Here is a 16,246-nt window from a genome sequence, read left to right as displayed (position 1 = left end):
ATCGCGCCCTCTCTCCTGGAAGGAGGTGGTGAGGGATGAGGGACTACGTCCAATGTGGCATTGCAGCGTGCAGGCCGCGGGACGATTTTAACCATAGTGTGACTTTTTCGTCATCGACGCCTCGCCTGCCTTCGGCCATAGCTAGCTCTCGACGATTGAGGACGAGGCGATGGAACGGCGCGCCTATGAAGCTCCGCTCGACCCCGCACTCGCGGTGTCGGGCCTCCTGACCCGGCTGGGCTTGTTCCTGCTGGTGATTTTCGCGCCTTTTTTTGCCATGTTCTCGCGCCATGCCGTGGCGATCATCGTGCCGATCGCCACCGCCCTGCTGATCCTGGCCGCGGCGCTCGACAATCGTCTGCCGACGGCGCTGCGCCGCCTGCAAGGCGCGCTGACCTCACCCCGTACCCTGGCGCTGCTCGCCTTGCTGGTCTGGGCCGCCATCAGCATCTGGTGGACGCCCCGCCCCGCTTCGGCCGCCGGCCGGCTGCCGGGGATATTGGGCATCGTGCTCCTGTTTGCCGTCACGATTTCCTGCCTGAAGCCGCGGGTGCGCTTCAGCGACGCCAACCTCATCCCGATCGGCGTCGCCATCGCCAGCGTGACCCTGATCCTCGAATACCTGCCGGGGTCGCCGCTGCAGGGGCTTGGCGAGACCGGGACCGAGGATGCCGAAAGCACGCGCGCGGCCATGCTCATGGCCCTGCTCGCCTGGCCGGCGGTGGGCGCAGTCCTGGCCCGCGGCCGGAGCTGGCAGGCCCTGCTGATCTGTCTGGTGATGATCCTGGCGCTCTGGCTGGTGCATGATCTGGTGATCTTCGCCGCCTTCATCGCCGGCATCGTGGTGATGACCCTGGCCCTCTGGCGCCGGCGGGCCGCCGCTTTGGCCGTGGCCATCTCGGCCCTGGTCCTCCTGGTGCTTGCACCGCTGGCAGGCTGGATGATGGCGCGCTGGGGCGGCTTCCTGCTGCCGGCGGAGGGTGATCACCTGGTGGCGCTCTGGCGCGACGTGACCTACGCCCTCCCCAATCATCTCTTAGCCGGCTTCGGATACGATTCGAGTTCCTCGCTGACCCGCGGCGTCGGTGGCCAGCTCCTGGCCTCGCCTCACAATGCCGCGTTGCAGATCTGGCTGGAACTTGGGCTCGTCGGCGTGGCGCTTGCGGCGCTTGCCCTCTGGCTGACGCTGATGGGCATGAACCGCGACGACGATCGTTCGGCCCCTGCCGCCCTCGCCGTCTCGGCCTCGGCTTTGGTGATGATGTTTGCAGGCCTCGCCGCCTGGCAGCCCTGGTGGCTGATGGCGTTGGGCCTCACCAGTGTCTCGCTTGCCTTCCTGGCCCGGCTGGGTGCGCGCCGGCGCGATTGAGGGCAGAACCACCCTCCCGATCACCCCCGGCGTGCCACGCCCTTCAGATTGGCGAGCGCGGCTGCCAGGGTCTCGTCCCGCTTGGCGAAGCAGAAGCGAACCACCGTCATTACCGCATCCTGGGCATAGAAAGCCGAGACCGGAATGGCGGCGACCTTGTGCTCGACGACCAGGCGCTGGCAGAAGCTGACATCGTCCTCCTCGATACCGCTAGCAGGCAGGTCGATGTTGAGGAAGTAGCTCGCCTCGCTCGGCAGGGTGGCGAAGCCGAGCTCGGCCAGCCCCGCCGCGAAGAGGTCGCGCGAGCGCTGCAGGTCCACCCGCATGCCGGTGAAATAGTTCCCCTCCTTGCCGAGGCCATAGGCGACGGCAGCCTGCAGATTGGGCGGGGTGGTGAAGGTGAAGAACTGGTGCGCCTTGGCGATCACCTTGAGGATCGGCGCGGCGGCCATGACGAAGCCGACCTTCCAACCGGTGAGCGAGAAGATCTTGCCGGCCGAGCCGATCTTCACCGTGCGCTCGCGCATGCCGGGAAAGCCGATCAGCGGCCGGTGGACGCGGCCGTCGAACATCACATGTTCCCAGACCTCGTCGCAGACGGCGATGGCATTGTAATGGACGCAATATTCCGCCAGCAGGGCCAGATCCTCGTCGCGGAAGGCAATGGCGGCCGGATTGAGCGGGTTGTTGAACAGAACCACCTTGGTGCGCGCGGAAAAAGCCGCGTCGAGCGCCTCGCGCGTCAGACGCCAATGCGGGGGCTGCAGCGTGACGAAGCGCGGCACCCCGCCCGCCCGGCGCACCAGCGGCAGATAGGCATCGTACATCGGCTGGAACAGCACCACCTCGTCGCCCGGCTCGATCAGCGCCATCAGCGCATCGGCGATCGCCTCGGTGGCACCGGAGGTGACCATTACCTCGCTGTCGGGATCGAGCGCCACGTCCTGGAAACGGGCATAATGCTCGGCGACGGCACGGCGCAGCTCGGGCAGGCCGAGCATAGGCGGATACTGGTTCCAGCCCGTCATCACGGCCTCGGCCGCCTTCTCGCGCACATCGAGCGGGCCGGCATCATCCGGAAAGCCCTGGCCGAGATTGACGGCATCATGCTCGCGGGCAAGCCGCGACATCGTCTCGAAGATGGTGGTGGAAAGGCCGGCGAAGATGCTGTTCATACTCGATCGATAGACGAGTTGGGTAAAGGGATAAAGGGGCCTCTCGCCCTCCCAAATGCGGTTCGCTCAGGGGAGAGCACTCCGGTTTGTCATAGCCGGGCTCGCCCCGGCTATCGAGGAGCCACGGGCGCAAGGCGCTGGATTGCCGGGTCGAGCCCGGCAATGCCAAAGATCGTGCAAATCTGGACGCCGCTCAAGTGAACCGCATCGCTCTCGCCTCTCTGCCCTTTGCCTTTTGCGTGCGACCTCCTAGATAGAGGACATGTCTGGAGCAAAAACGCGTCCAAGTGCGAATGCTTGTTTGCTCTAACTTTTTGGTTCGACGCGTCTTTGCGATTCTTGGCGATCCCGCCAAAGTGCGAAACGCTTCAGTGAGGTTCCCATGACGTTCCCCCCTTCCGCCAGTCCTGACAGCGGTCCCCGCTCTCCCTTCCATGCCACCACCATCCTGATGGTCCGCAAGGGCGGGCGCGTGGTGATCGGCGGCGATGGGCAGGTCAGCCTCGGCCAGACCGTGATCAAGGGCAATGCCCGCAAGGTCCGCCGGCTTGGCAAGGGCGACGTCATCGCCGGCTTCGCCGGCGCCACGGCCGATGCCTTCACGCTGTTCGAGCGGCTGGAAGCCAAGCTCGAGCAATACCCCACCCAGCTGACGCGGGCCTGCGTCGAACTCGCCAAGGACTGGCGCACCGACCGCTATCTGCGGCGGCTCGAGGCGATGATGCTGGTGGCCGACAAGTCGGCCGGGCTGGTGCTGACGGGCACCGGCGACGTGCTGGAACCCGAAGGCGGCGTGATGGCGATCGGCTCGGGCGGCAATTATGCCCTGGCCGCTGCCAGGGCGCTGGTTGACACCGACTATGATGCCGAGGCGATCGTCAAGAAGGCGATGAACATCGCGGCGGATATCTGCGTCTATACCAACCATAATCTGGTAATCGAAAGCATCGATCTCTGATAAGAGGGCGAGAGTCACCACAGGCAGAAAGCCGCCCGCGCATGCTCTCCTTCCGGATCAGCCTTCCCATCGTCTTCGCCGCCTTCGCCCTCGCGGGCTGCGCGGCGGACAAGCAACCCGAATTTCCGACCACCAATCCGCTCGAAAAGGCCTGCCAGGCCGAGGGGGTGAAGGCGGGCACGGCGATGACGGACTGCATGCGGCGCAAGGCCTCCCAGGGCATTGCCGGCGATACCTGCAGCCGCAGGGGCGTCAGGCCCGGCTCGCCGCAGCGCGAGCGCTGCGTCAAGCTCGAGGCCGAATACAGCCAGGCGAGTTCGGAATGCCAGGCGCAGGGCCTGGGCACTTTCGGACCCGAAGAGGTCGCCAAGTTCAAGGCCTGCATCAGCGGCAAGGCGCCGGAAGCGGCTGCCTACAAATTCGCCCAGGACTAATAGCGGAGAATCCCGGTCCTGAACCGGAGGCGGCATGAAGGGCAGATTCGATCTCAGCGCCTATGACAGCGCGACGCAATTGCTGATGCATCTGGTGGTGCTGCTGGCATGCCTCGTCGCCAGCGCGCTGATCTGCTTCGGCCTCGTCGCGGTGAGCGCGCCCTTCGTGCTGCTGCAATGGATTGGCTTCTTCACCCTTGCCAAATTCGTCTATTTCGTCGTCGCCTATGTGCTGTTCGGCGGATCTTTCATCGACCCGCTCGAACAGATGTATGAGGACCGGCGCAACCGGCGCTGAGACGGCGTGGCTACCGCCTGGTCGATCGCCGCTCTCTGGGACCGCCAGCATCCTGCTGGCTCCTTGTTCCCAACAAGGGCCGCGCTTCCAAGAGCCAGCAGGATGCTGGCGGTCCCAGGGAAAAGCGGTCGCGATGCGAACCGGTTACTCCTTCACTGCCCCCGTCATCGACGACACGTAATAGTCGACGAAGAAGGAATAGAGGATCACCACCGGCAGGGAGCCGAACAGCGCCCCGGCCATGAGGGATCCCCATTCGAAGATGTCGCCGCGCACCAGTTCGGTCAGCACGCCCACCGGCACGGTCTTGTTCTCCGACGACTGGATGAAGGTCAGTGCGTAGATGAACTCGTTCCACGACAAAGTGAAGGCGAAGATGCCGGCCGAGATCAGGCCCGGCACCGCCAGCGGCAGGATGACCCTGACCAGGATCTGCCAGCGCGAGGCTCCATCCACCAGCGCGCTTTCCTCCAGCTCGTAGGGAATCGAGCGGAAATAGCCCATCAGCAGCCAGGTGCAGAAGGGGATCAGGAAGGTCGGATAGGTGACGATCAGAGCGAGCTTGGTATCGTAGATGCCGAGCTTGAAGACGATGAAGGCGAGCGGGATGAACAGGATCGAGGGCGGCACCAGATAGGCCAGGAAGATCAGGAGGCCGACGATCCGCGATCCCCTGAAGCGGATGCGCTCGATCGCATAGGCGGCGAGGACGGAAGCGACAAGCGCCAGCGCCGTCGCGCCCACCGAGACATAGATCGTGTTGAGCAGCCAGCCTGGATAGGAGGTTTCGAACAGGAGATAGCGGATATGTTCGAGGGTGGGGCCCACCACCCAGAACGGGCTGTAATTGGCATAGTCGGTCAGTTGGTCGTTGGGCTTCACCGTGGTGATCGCCATCCAGTAGAATGGGAACAGCAGCACGATGACGAAGACCAGCAGCGGCAGGTAGACGGTCACCACCCGCCGGGGCAGGCTGGAGAGATAGCCCATGCCCTCGACGTGATCGGCGAGCGGAGCGGTAGCTTGGTTCGAGCTCATCGTCATGCCTCCGCTATTCCCCGCCGCCCTGCTGCCAGCGTCGGCGCTGCAGGCCGAAGAAGCTGAACAGGATCGCCGCCAGCAGGAAGGGCACCATGGCCACCGCGATGGCCGCGCCTTCGCCGAGCTGGCCGCCGGGAATGCCGCGCTGGAAGGAAAGCGTCGCCATCAGATGGGTGGCGTTCACCGGTCCGCCCTTGGTCAGCACATAGATGAGCTGGAAATCGGTGAAGGTGAACAGCACCGAGAAGGTCATCACCACCGCGATGATCGGCGTCAGCAGCGGCAGCGTGACATGGCGGAAGCGCTGCCAGCTGGTGGCGCCGTCGAGCGAGGCCGCTTCCTGCAGCGAAGGAGAAATGGTCTGCAGGCCGGCCAGCAGCGAGATAGCGACGAAGGGAATGCCGCGCCAGACATTGGCGACGATCACCGAGATGCGGGCATTGATGGGATCGCCGAGGAAGTTGATCGGCTGCTGGATCAGGCCGAGCTTCATCAGCGACCAGGAAATGATCGAGAACTGCGAATCATAGATCCACCAGAAGGCCAGCGCCGACAGCACGGTGGGCACCACCCAGGGCAGCAGCACGATCGCCCGGAACAGCGACTTGAAGGGCAGATGCTGGTTGAGCAGCAGAGCGAGCCAGAGGCCGAGGCCGAATTTGAGGATCGAGGCGACCACCGTGTAGACGACGGTGTTGAACACCGACAGCCAGAACACCGAATCGGCCCAGAGGAACTCGTAGTTCTCCAGCCCGATGAAAATACCCTCGCGCCCGATCTTGGTATCGGTGAAGCCAAGCCAGACGCCCAGGCCCAGCGGGTAGGCCAACAGGCAGATCAGGAACACCGCCGCCGGCAGCATGAAGAGCGTGCCGAGCGCTCCCCTGCTCTGCGCCAGCCTGGCGAAGGCGGAAGGTCGCGGCCGTGATCTCGATGTCGCGATGCTCATGGAGTGCCTTGGTGGGAGGGAAGGAGGAAGGAGGCTTTACCCCTCATCCCCCTGCCGGGACCTTCTCCCGCAAGGGGAGAAGGGGATTGTTTTGGGAGCGTCGAGCCGTAGTGAAGGTTGCTTGGTCGACCCAACCTCTCAGGATCCAGTCCCTTCTCCCCTTGCGGGTGTCGCCAACTCCCTTGGAGTTGGCTAGAGGTGGCGGCAGGGGGATGAGGGGTACAAGCACCACGATACTGCTCCTGGCGACCTCACACCCGATAATAGCGATTGGCGCGCTTCTCGGCCTGGGCCGCCGCGTCCTCCGGCGACATCTGGCCGGTCACCGCGACCGCATACATGTCGACCAGCACGTAATCGGCCATCACGCCGGCGGAGGCATAGCCAAGGGGACCGGCATAGCCATTGGGCCGCAGCGTTTCGGAGGCATGCGAATAGGGCTCATGGATCGGGTCGGCCTTCCAGACCGGATTGGCGGCAAACGCCTTCAGAGCCTGGCAGCAATAGGCGCTGGATCCGCCGATCCAGGCATTCATCTGAGGTTCCTCATACATGAACTTCAGATAGGCCTTGGCCGCCTCGGGATATTTGGAATGCTTGAACAGCAGGGCCGACGTGGTCTGGTGCAGTTCGATCTTCTGCCCGACGGGACCGACCGGGAAGTTGACGGTGCGGATATCGGCGGCCAGTTCCTTGAGCTTGGCGTCCTTCTTGGCGGCGTAATAGAGCGAGACGCCATTGGCGGTCAGCGAGACCTGGCCGGCGAGGAAGGCCCGGTTGTTGTTGATGTCCAGCCAGCTCTCGGTGCCGGGAATGAAGGTTTCGTAGAGCGACTTGGCATATTTGATCGAGGCGATGGTCTCGGGCGAGTTGATGGTGACCTTGCCGCTCTCGTCGACCATCTTGCCGCCATGGCTCCACAGCAGCCAATGGGCATAGTTGTTGCCGTCGCCGACGGCCTTGCCATGGGGGAAGCCGGCAGGCGTCCCCTTGGCCTTGAGCGCCTTGCACAATTCGAGGAAGCCGGCGGTATCCTTGGGAAACTCGCTGAAGCCGGCCGCCTTCATATGGCTGTCACGGTAGCAGATGGCGTTGCCGATTGCCGCCAGCGGCAGGGCGATGAACTTGCCCTCGCGCGTGGCATAGCCTTTCAGGCCGTCATACCAGCCGCCATATTTGCCGCCGAGATAGGTGCCGAGCTCGGTGAGGTCGGTCAGCTTGTCGGGATATTGATGGGCATCGTCGAACCAGCACAGCACGATGTCCGGCCCCGAGCCGACATTGGCGGCGACCGCCGCCTTCGGACGGATGTCCTCCCAGCTTTCCTTGTCGACGCGGACCTGCACGCCGGTCGCCTCGGTGAACTTCTTGGTGTTGGCGAGCCAGGCGTCCTCGTCGCCCTGCACGAAGGGGGTCCAGCGCAGCACGCGCAGGCTCGCCCCCTCTTCGGGCTTGTAGCTGGGCTCGGCGCCCTGGGCGAAGGCTGGCGCCAGGCCGAACTGGCCGAGGCCGGCGGCCGCGGCGAAGCCGGCGGAAGCGGCAAGCAGATCGCGTCTGTTGATCGTCATCGAAATCCTCCCTCAGGATCGCCGTTTATTTTTGGTTGGAATGCCGGGCGCACAGGCGAGCTTCCAGGCCGCGGCATCCCGGAAAATAACACCGGCCTCGGCACGGAAAGATCCCGCGCCGGCCGGCGATGCACTCAGTCCCGCAAGGCCTGGGGCCAATCAGGCGGCCGGCTCCAGGCGCTGCCCGCTTGCGGAGTCGAACAAATGGGTCGAACCGACGTCGATGGCGACCTGCACGGTCTCACCGGGCTGGGCCGCCACGCGCTCATGGAAGACGCAGGTCACATCCGTGCCGGCAAGCTTGGCCGTCATGTGGGTCTCGGACCCCGTCGGCTCGGTGACCACGACGGTCAGCGGAATGCCGGTGCCGCTGATGCGCAGGCTTTCGGGCCTGAGGCCGTAGATCAGCGGCTTGTCGGTCGCCTGGCGCGGCGCCCGCGCCGGCAGCACGCTGCCATCCTCGGCAATGAAGCGGCTGGAATCGGCGGGATCGAGCTTGCCCTTGATGAAGTTCATCGCCGGCGAGCCGATGAAACCGGCCACGAACAGATTGGCCGGCTGGTCGTAGAGATCGAGCGGAGCACCGATCTGCTCGACGATGCCGTCATGCATCACCACGATCTTGTCGGCCATGGTCATGGCCTCGATCTGGTCATGGGTGACGTAAACCGTGGTCGTCTTCAGGCGCTGATGCAGTTCCTTGATCTCGGCACGCATGGCGACGCGCAGCTTGGCGTCGAGATTGGAGAGCGGTTCGTCGAACAGGAAGACCTGCGGGTCACGCACGATTGCCCGGCCCATGGCAACGCGCTGGCGCTGGCCACCGGACAATTGACGCGGATAACGGTCGAGCAGCTTGGAAAGCCCGAGGATTTCGGCAGCCGGCTTCACGCGCTTTTCGATATCGGCCTTGCTGGCGCCCTTCAGCTTGAGCGAGAAACCCATATTGTCGGCCACGCTCATATGCGGATAGAGCGCGTAATTCTGGAACACCATGGCGATGTCGCGCTCTTTGGGCGGCAGGTTGTTGACCACGTCCTTGCCGATGCGGATCTCGCCGTCCGAGATGTTCTCCAGGCCCGCCAGCATGCGCAGGAGCGTGGACTTCCCGCAGCCCGAGGGGCCGACCAGGATCACGAACTCGCCATCGGCAATCTCGATGTCCACGCCCTTGATGACGGGGTGGGTCCCGAATGATTTCCTGACATTGACGAAGTCGACTGACGCCACGACGTTTCCCCCAAGCAAAAGGATGATGAGCCCGATCACCGCCACCAAGGGCGGCATTTCTGCCTTTTCGGCCTCTTTCGGACCGTTGCGAACACTTAGAAAGCCTGCCGGAGCCGGCCCACCATCGGTGCAGACGGTCCCCACAGGCGGCGGCATCCTGACGGTGGGACAAGACTCCTGTCAAGGCAAAGAGCCCATCATCCCTCACAAATCTTCAGACCAATATGCCCCGGGACAGAAGTTGCGTTATCATCATACCGCCCTCGCGCCATTCGCTTCGCGCAATTGCGGGGTCGGCTTCAATTCTCGATGCTGGATTTTCGCGTTTCAGCCATTATGTAGCAGCTTTACCCTTCCTCCCGAGTGCCTATGTCCAATTTCTCCCCCCGCGAAATCGTCTCAGAACTCGACCGCCACATCGTCGGCCAGCACGACGCCAAGCGCGCCGTCGCCATTGCCCTGCGCAATCGCTGGCGCCGCCTGCAACTCGATGAGACGCTGCGCGAAGAGGTGATGCCCAAGAATATCCTGATGATCGGGCCGACCGGCGTCGGCAAGACCGAGATTTCGCGCCGTCTCGCCAAGCTCGCCAACGCGCCCTTTCTGAAGGTCGAGGCGACGAAGTTCACCGAGGTCGGCTATGTCGGGCGCGACGTCGAACAGATCGTACGCGATCTCATCGATATCGGCATAGCGCTGGTGAAGGCCGAAAAGCGCAAGGAAGTCCAGGCCAAGGCGCATCTGGCCGCCGAACAGCGCGTGCTCAACGCCCTGGTCGGCGCGACGGCGAGCCCGGCGACCCGCGATAGTTTCCAGAAGAAACTGCGCGCCGGCGAGCTCGACGACAAGGAAATCGAGATCGAGATGAAGGACACTTCCTCGCCGTCCTTCGAGCTGCCGGGTCTTCCGCAGGGCCAGATGGGCGTCGTCTCGATCGGCGACATCTTCGGCAAGGCCTTTTCGGGGCGCACCAAGACCAAGCGCACCACTGTCCGCGACAGCTATGACCAGCTGATCCAGGAGGAGGCCGACAACCTGCTCGACCAGGACCAGATTGTGCAGGAAGCCATCCGCCAGGTCGAGAACAACGGCATCGTCTTCCTCGACGAGATCGACAAGATCTGCGCCCGTGAGAACCGCGGTGGCGCCGATGTCAGCCGCGAGGGCGTGCAGCGCGACCTCCTGCCGCTGATCGAAGGCACCACCGTGTCGACCAAGCACGGCGCCGTTCGCACCGACCACATCCTCTTCATCGCCTCGGGCGCCTTCCATGTCGCCAAGCCTTCCGACCTCCTGCCCGAGTTGCAGGGTCGCCTGCCGATTCGTGTCGAATTGCAGGCGCTGACCCAGGACGACTTCCGCCGCATCCTCACCGACACGGAAGCCAGCCTGATCAAGCAATATGTGGCGCTGATGGGCACCGAGAACCTTGAGCTCAGCTTCACGCCCGAGGCGATCGATGCCATCGCCGCCATCGCAGTGCAGGTGAACGCCACCGTCGAGAATATCGGCGCGCGCCGGCTGCAGACGGTGATGGAACGCATCCTCGACGAGATCTCCTTCACCGCGCCCGACAAGGGCGGCGAGAAAGTGACGATCGACGCCGACTATGTGCAGAAGACGGTGGGTGACCTCGCCAAGAACACCGATCTCAGCCAGTTCATCCTCTGAGGATCGGGTTTCGCCCGCGCAGGAAGAGGCGCGATCTACCTTCTCCAGCGCAACTGGGGAAGGTAGCCCGGCGGAGCCGGGTCGGATGATGTGGCGGGCAGCACTCACCGCACAACGAGCTTGTGCGACCGTTGTGCGAGCCTTCAATGACTATTGCGTTGCCCGCCCGCTCCGACCCCGCTTTGCGAGGCCACCCCATGCATTTCTTTTCAGAAATGCAATGCAAAGCCCACTTCGTAGAGAAGGCTGGTTGCGCCAACTTCGGATCGATTCTCAATGAATTGGGGAATAATGCAGTCATATAGTATATAATTTTTATGGATTTAATGAGTTAATTTCCCTACCATCGCATCGACCCATTCCTCAATGAGACCGATCGATGCCCTCTTCCCTGAACCGCCGCTCCGTCCTGACGCTGGCTGCCGCTTCCCTGCTCGCCGCGCCGGCAGCCGCCCTCGCCTCACCGACACGCATCCGAGTCGGCGCCACGCCCGGACCGATGGCCGAAACCCTGGAAGCGGCCAAGCCCGTCGCCGCCAAGCTCGGCCTGGACATCGAGGTGATCGAATTCTCCGACTATGTCGTGCCCAATGCGGCGCTCGACGCCGGGGAAATCGAGGCCAATGCCTTCCAGAACCAGCCCTATCTCGACAACCAGATCGCCGACCGCGGCTACAAGATCGTCGGCATCGCCCCGATCATCAATTCGCGCCTGGGTGTCTATTCGCGCCGGCACAAAGCCTGGAGCGAGGTGCCCGACGGCGCCACCATCGCCATCCAGAACGACCCGACCAATGGCGGCCGCACCCTTCTCCTGCTCCGCGACAAGGGCATCATCGGCCTCAGGGACGGCGTCGGATACAAGCCAATCGTGGCCGATATCACCGCCAATCCCAAGCAATTGCGCTTCCTGGAGGTCGACGCCGCCCAGACGCCGCGCTCCCTCGACGATGTCGATGCCGCAGCCGTCAATGCCAATTATGCCGTCACTGCGGGCCTCGACCCGACCAGGCAGGCCTTGATCCTGGAAGAACTCAAGCCGCAATACACCAATCTGATTGCCGTGCGTGCCGCGGACAAGGACAAGCCCTGGGTGCCGCTCCTGGCGCAATCCTATCGCTCGCCCGAGGTCCGGGACTTCGTCCTGGCCAAATATAAGGGCGCCTATGTGCCGACCTGGTGAGCCCCGGGTATCGCAGGGCAGGGTTTCGTTCTTCCGAACGCACCCCGCCGGCGCTTCCAGAGGCTGCGAAGTCTATGGCTTCTTGTCCTGCAGGCCGTAGCTCTTGAAGCCCTCGACCACCTGCGCGATCTCGCTGTCGGGCAGGATGTTCGCGCCGCCGATCTGAAGGGCGTGGTAATATTGCTTGGCCAGGGTTTCGAGCTCATGGGCCAGCCACATTGCCTTGTCGAGGCTGGAGCCGACGGCGATCATGCCGTGATTGGCGAGCAGGCAGCCATTGCGGCCCTCCAGGGCCTCGAGGGCGAAGCGCGACAATTCCTCCGAGCCGTAGCGGGCATAGGGCGCACAGCGTATGTCGGGCCCACCAAAGGCCGCGATCATGTAGTGGATGGCCGGGATCGGCTTATGGGCAATGGCGAGGATGGTGGACCAGGTGGCGTGGGTATGCACCACGGCCCCAGCATCCGGGCGGCCCTTGAGGATATCGAAATGGAAGCGCCATTCCACCGAGGGTTTCAGCGGCCCTTCCCAGGCGCCATACTCGCCCTCGAAGGGCATGGCGGCGATCATCTCCGGCTCCATCTCGTGATAGGGAATGGCCGAAGGCGTGATCAGCATGCGGTCGCCGCAGCGGGCCGAAATATTGCCGGAGGTGCCTTGGTTGAGGCCGTTGGCATTCATCCAGCGGCATTTGTCGATGATGGCGCGGCGCAGGTCGAGTTCGTCTTTGCGCGGATCGTCTTGGCTCATATTGGATCTTCCGGATTCGAGGCTGTGCCATCGATGCGGAAGAAGGGCCGGGGGTGGCAAGCCCAAATCGTCGAATGAGCGATATTGAGCGCGGGAAGCCGGCCGGTCTCGCTCCATCACATGGAGCTGAGGAGACCGGCACACCAACCCGGTGCTCCCAGGCTGAAGGCGCCTGAGCGGGCGGGCCCGAAGACCCGCCTTCCCGATCAGCGGCGGCGCATATTGCCGCCACCGCGCTGCGGCGGACGGGGCCCGGACGACGCACGCTCGTCCTTGTGGCGGAAGATGATACGTCCCTTGTCGAGGTCGTAGGGCGACATCTCGACGGTGACGCGGTCGCCCTCGATGGTCTTGATGCGGTTCTTCTTCATCTTGCCGGCCGTGTAGGCGATCATCTCGTGGCCATTGTCGAGCTTCACGCGGAAACGGGCGTCCGGCAACACTTCGGAAACCTCGCCTTCAAATTCCATCAGTTCTTCTTTTGCCATGTGCAGGTCCTATTGAGGGAATGAAAAGGCCGCGCCCTCAGGCGGCGCGACGCTGATTGTTGCGGCCACCCGGACGGCGCGAACGCCCCGAACGCGGCTGGCCTGAATGAGACTTTTCCTGCTGCCCGTTGTTGTTCCGGGGCTTGCCGTTCGGCTTGCCCTGATGCGGGTGGCGGGGACCACGTTCGCCGTGCTTCTGATCGGCTTCGAGCCCCTGCACCGGAGCGGCCACCATCAGCGGCTTCTTGGTCAGGCGTTCGATCGCCTTGAGCTCGTCGCGCTCATTGGGATCGCAGAACGAATAGGCGATGCCGCTGCGCCCGGCGCGGGCGGTGCGGCCGATACGGTGCACATAGCTTTCCGCATCCACCGGCATCTCGAAATTGATGACATGGGTGATGTCGTCGACATCGATGCCGCGGGCGGCGATGTCGGTCGCCACCAGGATGCGCGTGGAACCCGAGCGGAAATCCTCCAGCGCCTTCTGGCGGGCATTCTGCGACTTGTTGCCGTGGATCGCCGCCGAGGGAATGCCGGCCTTGTCGAGATGGCCCGAAACGCGGTTGGCGCCGTGCTTGGTGCGGGTGAAGACGATGACGCGGCTCATCGCCGGATCATTGAGCAGGTGCAGGAGCAGCGAGCGCTTCACCGAGGCCGGCACGTGGTAGACATGCTGGTCGATCTTGTCGACCGTCACCACTTCCGGCGTCACTTCCACATGCACCGGGTTGAGGAGAATCTCCTCGCCGAGCTTCTTGATCGTCTTCGGCATGGTGGCCGAGAACAGCAAGGACTGGCGCTCCAGCGGCGTCTCATCGACGATCTTGAGCACGTCGCGCGAGAAGCCCATATCGAGCATGCGGTCGGCCTCGTCCAGCACCAGGATCTCCACCTTGTCGAGGCGGACCTTGCGCTGCTGCTGCAGGTCGAGCAGGCGGCCGGGCGTGGCGACCAGGATGTCGACGCCGTCGGCGAGCGCCTTGACCTGCGGGCCCTGGCTGACGCCGCCGAAGATCACTGCAATGCGAAAGCCCATATGCACGCCATAGGTGCGGAAGCTCTCGTCGATCTGGATGGCGAGCTCACGCGTCGGCGCCAGGATGAGGGCGCGCACGCCCTTGGGGCCGGCGCCATGGCGCGACTTCGACAGGCGCTGCAGGATCGGCAGCGCAAAGGCGGCCGTCTTGCCGGTGCCTGTCTGCGCCAGGCCCATCATGTCGCGCCCTTCGAGGAGAGCGGGAATCGCCTTGTGCTGGATCGGGGTGGGGTTCTGGTAGTCGGCGGCGTCAAGCGCACGCAAAAGCGGCTCGGCAAGGCCGAGCGCTGCAAAAGTTACTTCGGAAGTCACATCAAATCCTTCATGCCACGCTCGTCGATCGGACGGCAGCGCGGCCACCGTCCGGGTCCGCGATCACAGCCCGTCTTCAGCCGCAATGGCATGATGAAACGGTACGGCGATATCGCGACCCACGCGCGGATGGGAGCAGCGGAATGTTGTTGGGGACGGCCGGGGATGAGGCGCTGCTTCTCAAAAAGCCAAAAACCAGCGCGCCGCGCGAACCCCCGAGCGGTCGTTACACGCGGTTGCTGCGCTTTTTGCAGCGCAAAGTCAAGGAAAAAGCAAACAAACGCCGTATCGCATGAACATTCGAGCCAGGCAAAACGCCTTTCTCGCAATTGTGGGCGTTCCTGCCTGCCCTTCCCTCCCCGAGGACCGCACAAAACAAGGGCCAATGCCCGCTTGCAACCATTTGCCCCGCAGACGATCGAGCCTATAGATGGGAACCGCGTTTATCGCCTCATCGCGACTTCACGATGCTGCCTCTCAAAGCCCTGGTCCCGGCCTTCCTGGCGCTTCATCCGCACGGTCCCGCCAGCCCTCTCGACTGGAAGGCCTGCCGCCAGGGTGCGCCTGACCGCGTCATCATCGCCTGCACCTCGATCGTGGATCTCAGCGGCGTCAACGACGCGGCCAGGGCTGTCGCCCTGATCGCGCGCGGCAGTGCTTATGCCGCGAAGAAGCAGCCGGCCCGGGCTCTGGAGGATCTGCGCCAGGCCACGCTGCTCGATCCACGCAATCCCGACGGATTCTACGCCCTTGCCGGGCTCTATGGACGCCAGGGCGATCTCGAACAGGCCATCCTCGCCTATGACAGCGTGATCCGGCTCAATCCCAAGCATGTGCTGGCCCTGACCTCGCGGGGCTATGCGCGGGCCAGCCGCCGGGAGTTCGATCTCGCCATCGCCGACTATGACCGTGCGCTGAAGTTCAATCCGCGCCATGCCGAAGCGCTGCGCCTGCGCGGTGCCGTCCACGGCCTCATGGGCGACGATGCCGGCGCCATCGCCGATCTCGACCAGGCCATCGGGCTCGACGGCAGCAATGCGCTGGCCTTTCTCAACCGGGCAGGCGCCTATCGCAAACGTGGCGATTTCGAACGTGCGCTGGCCGACTACGATCGTGCCCTGCAGCTCAAGCCCGGCCTGCCGCAAGCCATCGCGGGGCGCAAGCTGGCCCTCGAGCGCCTACGGAACTGAGAGCGTCCAAGCTGCGAATTTCGTCCCCCGGCCCTCTAACGCAACGTCATGGACATTCCCTAACGTTGCTGTTCATATACGCTCAGATTCTTTCGAGCGTGACTCGGGACCCTGCGGCGGATGAAGGAGGGCTTCGCCGTACTCCCGGTAGGTGCCACCGAGATGCAAGGGCGTTCCGTCAGCATGTCCGAATCCGAAACCACGCCAGCCGATGCCGGCCCGGCAAAGTCCGACGACCGGGACCTCGACAGGGTCATCGCCGAGTTCAGCCAGACCATCGATCGCAAGCCCGACGCCGTCGACACCTTGTACGAACGGGCTCTCGCCTATCACCACAAACGGGCCTTCCCCCAGGCGATCGCCGATTATGACAGGGTAATCGCGCTCGACTCCGGCCATGCCGATGCCCTCTTCAAGCGCAGCATCGTGCATCGCCAGCTCGGCGCCTTCGACAAGGCCACTGCCGATTTCGACCGGGCCGTACAGCTGCTCTGGCGCCGGCAGGTGTTTTCCCCCGCGAAAGAGGCCTGATGGGGCCCTCTTCTTCCGTACCCGCGGCGCCAGATTAACATTTTGTCATCTAAGCTTCACGAA

At 63.8% G+C, this 16,246-nt stretch carries 17 protein-coding genes; 9 read left to right on the top strand and 8 right to left on the bottom strand.

The window, feature by feature from the left end; translation table 11 throughout:
• Positions 1–169 precede the first annotated feature (169 nt).
• Positions 170–1,369 (top strand): hypothetical protein, encoded by a 1,200-nt coding sequence (locus tag QM672_RS28950; RefSeq protein ID WP_311944165.1) that lies wholly within the window; start codon positions 170–172, stop codon positions 1,367–1,369.
• A 20-nt stretch (positions 1,370–1,389) separates the two neighbouring features.
• Here QM672_RS28950 and QM672_RS28945 read toward each other — a convergent pair whose 3' ends face one another.
• Positions 1,390–2,544, bottom strand: a complete 1,155-nt coding sequence (locus tag QM672_RS28945) for an aminotransferase (RefSeq protein WP_415086764.1) — start codon at positions 2,542–2,544, stop codon at positions 1,390–1,392.
• Positions 2,545–2,926: 382 nt separating this feature from the next.
• On the opposite strand from QM672_RS28945, the gene hslV reads away from it, so the two are divergent.
• The 3 genes from hslV to QM672_RS28930 are packed head-to-tail and all read left to right on the top strand — an operon-like array spanning position 2,927 to position 4,234.
• A complete protein-coding gene (gene hslV / locus QM672_RS28940; RefSeq protein WP_311944162.1) occupies positions 2,927–3,502 on the top strand; it encodes an ATP-dependent protease subunit HslV in 576 nt (191 codons plus the stop codon).
• A gap of 41 nt (positions 3,503–3,543) precedes the next feature.
• Entirely contained in the window at positions 3,544–3,936 is a 393-nt protein-coding gene (locus tag QM672_RS28935; protein ID WP_415086762.1) for a hypothetical protein, read from the top strand.
• 34 nt (positions 3,937–3,970) lie between these two features.
• Complete coding sequence (locus QM672_RS28930) at positions 3,971–4,234, top strand: hypothetical protein (protein ID WP_311944159.1); 264 nt, start codon at positions 3,971–3,973, stop codon at positions 4,232–4,234.
• 144 nt (positions 4,235–4,378) lie between these two features.
• Here QM672_RS28930 and QM672_RS28925 read toward each other — a convergent pair whose 3' ends face one another.
• From QM672_RS28925 to QM672_RS28910, 4 genes are all read right to left on the bottom strand, one after another.
• Positions 4,379–5,278 carry a carbohydrate ABC transporter permease gene (locus tag QM672_RS28925; protein WP_068294510.1) on the bottom strand — a complete coding sequence of 300 codons (900 nt, stop codon included), beginning with the start codon at positions 5,276–5,278 and terminating at the stop codon, positions 4,379–4,381.
• Between the two features lie 7 nt (positions 5,279–5,285).
• Entirely contained in the window at positions 5,286–6,224 is a 939-nt protein-coding gene (locus QM672_RS28920; RefSeq protein ID WP_394314985.1) for a carbohydrate ABC transporter permease, read from the bottom strand.
• A gap of 251 nt (positions 6,225–6,475) precedes the next feature.
• On the bottom strand, positions 6,476–7,792 hold the full coding sequence (locus QM672_RS28915) for an ABC transporter substrate-binding protein (protein ID WP_311944156.1): 1,317 nt from the start codon (positions 7,790–7,792) through the stop codon (positions 6,476–6,478).
• A gap of 159 nt (positions 7,793–7,951) precedes the next feature.
• A complete protein-coding gene (locus QM672_RS28910) occupies positions 7,952–9,022 on the bottom strand; it encodes a sn-glycerol-3-phosphate ABC transporter ATP-binding protein UgpC (protein WP_311944155.1) in 1,071 nt (356 codons plus the stop codon).
• A 369-nt stretch (positions 9,023–9,391) separates the two neighbouring features.
• Here QM672_RS28910 and hslU point away from each other — a divergent pair, with 369 nt between their 5' ends.
• Both hslU and QM672_RS28900 read left to right on the top strand, forming a co-directional pair.
• On the top strand, positions 9,392–10,693 hold the full coding sequence (gene hslU, locus QM672_RS28905) for an ATP-dependent protease ATPase subunit HslU (RefSeq protein WP_367626810.1): 1,302 nt from the start codon (positions 9,392–9,394) through the stop codon (positions 10,691–10,693).
• A 379-nt stretch (positions 10,694–11,072) separates the two neighbouring features.
• A complete protein-coding gene (locus tag QM672_RS28900) occupies positions 11,073–11,876 on the top strand; it encodes a MetQ/NlpA family ABC transporter substrate-binding protein (RefSeq protein ID WP_415086758.1) in 804 nt (267 codons plus the stop codon).
• A 72-nt stretch (positions 11,877–11,948) separates the two neighbouring features.
• Here the strand turns inward: QM672_RS28900 and QM672_RS28895 are convergent, their stop codons facing one another.
• The 3 genes from QM672_RS28895 to QM672_RS28885 all read right to left on the bottom strand — a co-directional run bounded on the left by QM672_RS28895 (position 11,949) and on the right by QM672_RS28885 (position 14,462).
• Positions 11,949–12,626, bottom strand: coding sequence for a class II aldolase/adducin family protein (locus tag QM672_RS28895; RefSeq protein WP_311944150.1), 678 nt, complete (start codon positions 12,624–12,626; stop codon positions 11,949–11,951).
• Between the two features lie 206 nt (positions 12,627–12,832).
• On the bottom strand, positions 12,833–13,114 hold the full coding sequence (gene infA / locus QM672_RS28890; protein WP_068294521.1) for a translation initiation factor IF-1: 282 nt from the start codon (positions 13,112–13,114) through the stop codon (positions 12,833–12,835).
• Positions 13,115–13,151: 37 nt separating this feature from the next.
• Positions 13,152–14,462: a DEAD/DEAH box helicase gene (locus QM672_RS28885; RefSeq protein WP_311944148.1), complete on the bottom strand. Its 1,311-nt coding sequence runs from the start codon at positions 14,460–14,462 to the stop codon at positions 13,152–13,154.
• A gap of 143 nt (positions 14,463–14,605) precedes the next feature.
• On the opposite strand from QM672_RS28885, the gene QM672_RS28880 reads away from it, so the two are divergent.
• From QM672_RS28880 to QM672_RS28870, 3 genes are all read left to right on the top strand, one after another.
• Positions 14,606–14,758, top strand: coding sequence for a hypothetical protein (locus QM672_RS28880; RefSeq protein WP_311944146.1), 153 nt, complete (start codon positions 14,606–14,608; stop codon positions 14,756–14,758).
• A gap of 171 nt (positions 14,759–14,929) precedes the next feature.
• On the top strand, positions 14,930–15,652 hold the full coding sequence (locus QM672_RS28875) for a tetratricopeptide repeat protein (RefSeq protein ID WP_415086754.1): 723 nt from the start codon (positions 14,930–14,932) through the stop codon (positions 15,650–15,652).
• A gap of 183 nt (positions 15,653–15,835) precedes the next feature.
• Complete coding sequence (locus QM672_RS28870; RefSeq protein ID WP_415086752.1) at positions 15,836–16,183, top strand: tetratricopeptide repeat protein; 348 nt, start codon at positions 15,836–15,838, stop codon at positions 16,181–16,183.
• The last annotated feature ends 63 nt before the right edge of the window (positions 16,184–16,246 follow it).

The organism is Labrys sp. (in: a-proteobacteria), assembly GCF_047605565.1.
Classification (GTDB): domain Bacteria; phylum Pseudomonadota; class Alphaproteobacteria; order Rhizobiales; family Labraceae; genus Labrys; species Labrys neptuniae.
This window is presented reverse-complemented; position numbering and strand designations above follow the sequence as displayed.

What these genes read in the sequence shown, in the direction of transcription:
- QM672_RS28950 (WP_311944165.1), top strand. Translation starts at nt 170, where the DNA reads ATGGAACGGCGCGCCTATGAAGCTCCGCTCGACCCCGCACTCGCGGTG.
- QM672_RS28945 (WP_415086764.1), bottom strand. Translation starts at nt 2,544, where the DNA reads ATGAACAGCATCTTCGCCGGCCTTTCCACCACCATCTTCGAGACGATG.
- hslV (WP_311944162.1), top strand. Translation starts at nt 2,927, where the DNA reads ATGACGTTCCCCCCTTCCGCCAGTCCTGACAGCGGTCCCCGCTCTCCC.
- QM672_RS28935 (WP_415086762.1), top strand. Translation starts at nt 3,544, where the DNA reads ATGCTCTCCTTCCGGATCAGCCTTCCCATCGTCTTCGCCGCCTTCGCC.
- QM672_RS28930 (WP_311944159.1), top strand. Translation starts at nt 3,971, where the DNA reads ATGAAGGGCAGATTCGATCTCAGCGCCTATGACAGCGCGACGCAATTG.
- QM672_RS28925 (WP_068294510.1), bottom strand. Translation starts at nt 5,278, where the DNA reads ATGACGATGAGCTCGAACCAAGCTACCGCTCCGCTCGCCGATCACGTC.
- QM672_RS28920 (WP_394314985.1), bottom strand. Translation starts at nt 6,224, where the DNA reads ATGAGCATCGCGACATCGAGATCACGGCCGCGACCTTCCGCCTTCGCC.
- QM672_RS28915 (WP_311944156.1), bottom strand. Translation starts at nt 7,792, where the DNA reads ATGACGATCAACAGACGCGATCTGCTTGCCGCTTCCGCCGGCTTCGCC.
- hslU (WP_367626810.1), top strand. Translation starts at nt 9,392, where the DNA reads ATGTCCAATTTCTCCCCCCGCGAAATCGTCTCAGAACTCGACCGCCAC.
- QM672_RS28900 (WP_415086758.1), top strand. Translation starts at nt 11,073, where the DNA reads ATGCCCTCTTCCCTGAACCGCCGCTCCGTCCTGACGCTGGCTGCCGCT.
- QM672_RS28895 (WP_311944150.1), bottom strand. Translation starts at nt 12,626, where the DNA reads ATGAGCCAAGACGATCCGCGCAAAGACGAACTCGACCTGCGCCGCGCC.
- infA (WP_068294521.1), bottom strand. Translation starts at nt 13,114, where the DNA reads ATGGCAAAAGAAGAACTGATGGAATTTGAAGGCGAGGTTTCCGAAGTG.
- QM672_RS28880 (WP_311944146.1), top strand. Translation starts at nt 14,606, where the DNA reads ATGTTGTTGGGGACGGCCGGGGATGAGGCGCTGCTTCTCAAAAAGCCA.
- QM672_RS28875 (WP_415086754.1), top strand. Translation starts at nt 14,930, where the DNA reads ATGCTGCCTCTCAAAGCCCTGGTCCCGGCCTTCCTGGCGCTTCATCCG.
- QM672_RS28870 (WP_415086752.1), top strand. Translation starts at nt 15,836, where the DNA reads ATGTCCGAATCCGAAACCACGCCAGCCGATGCCGGCCCGGCAAAGTCC.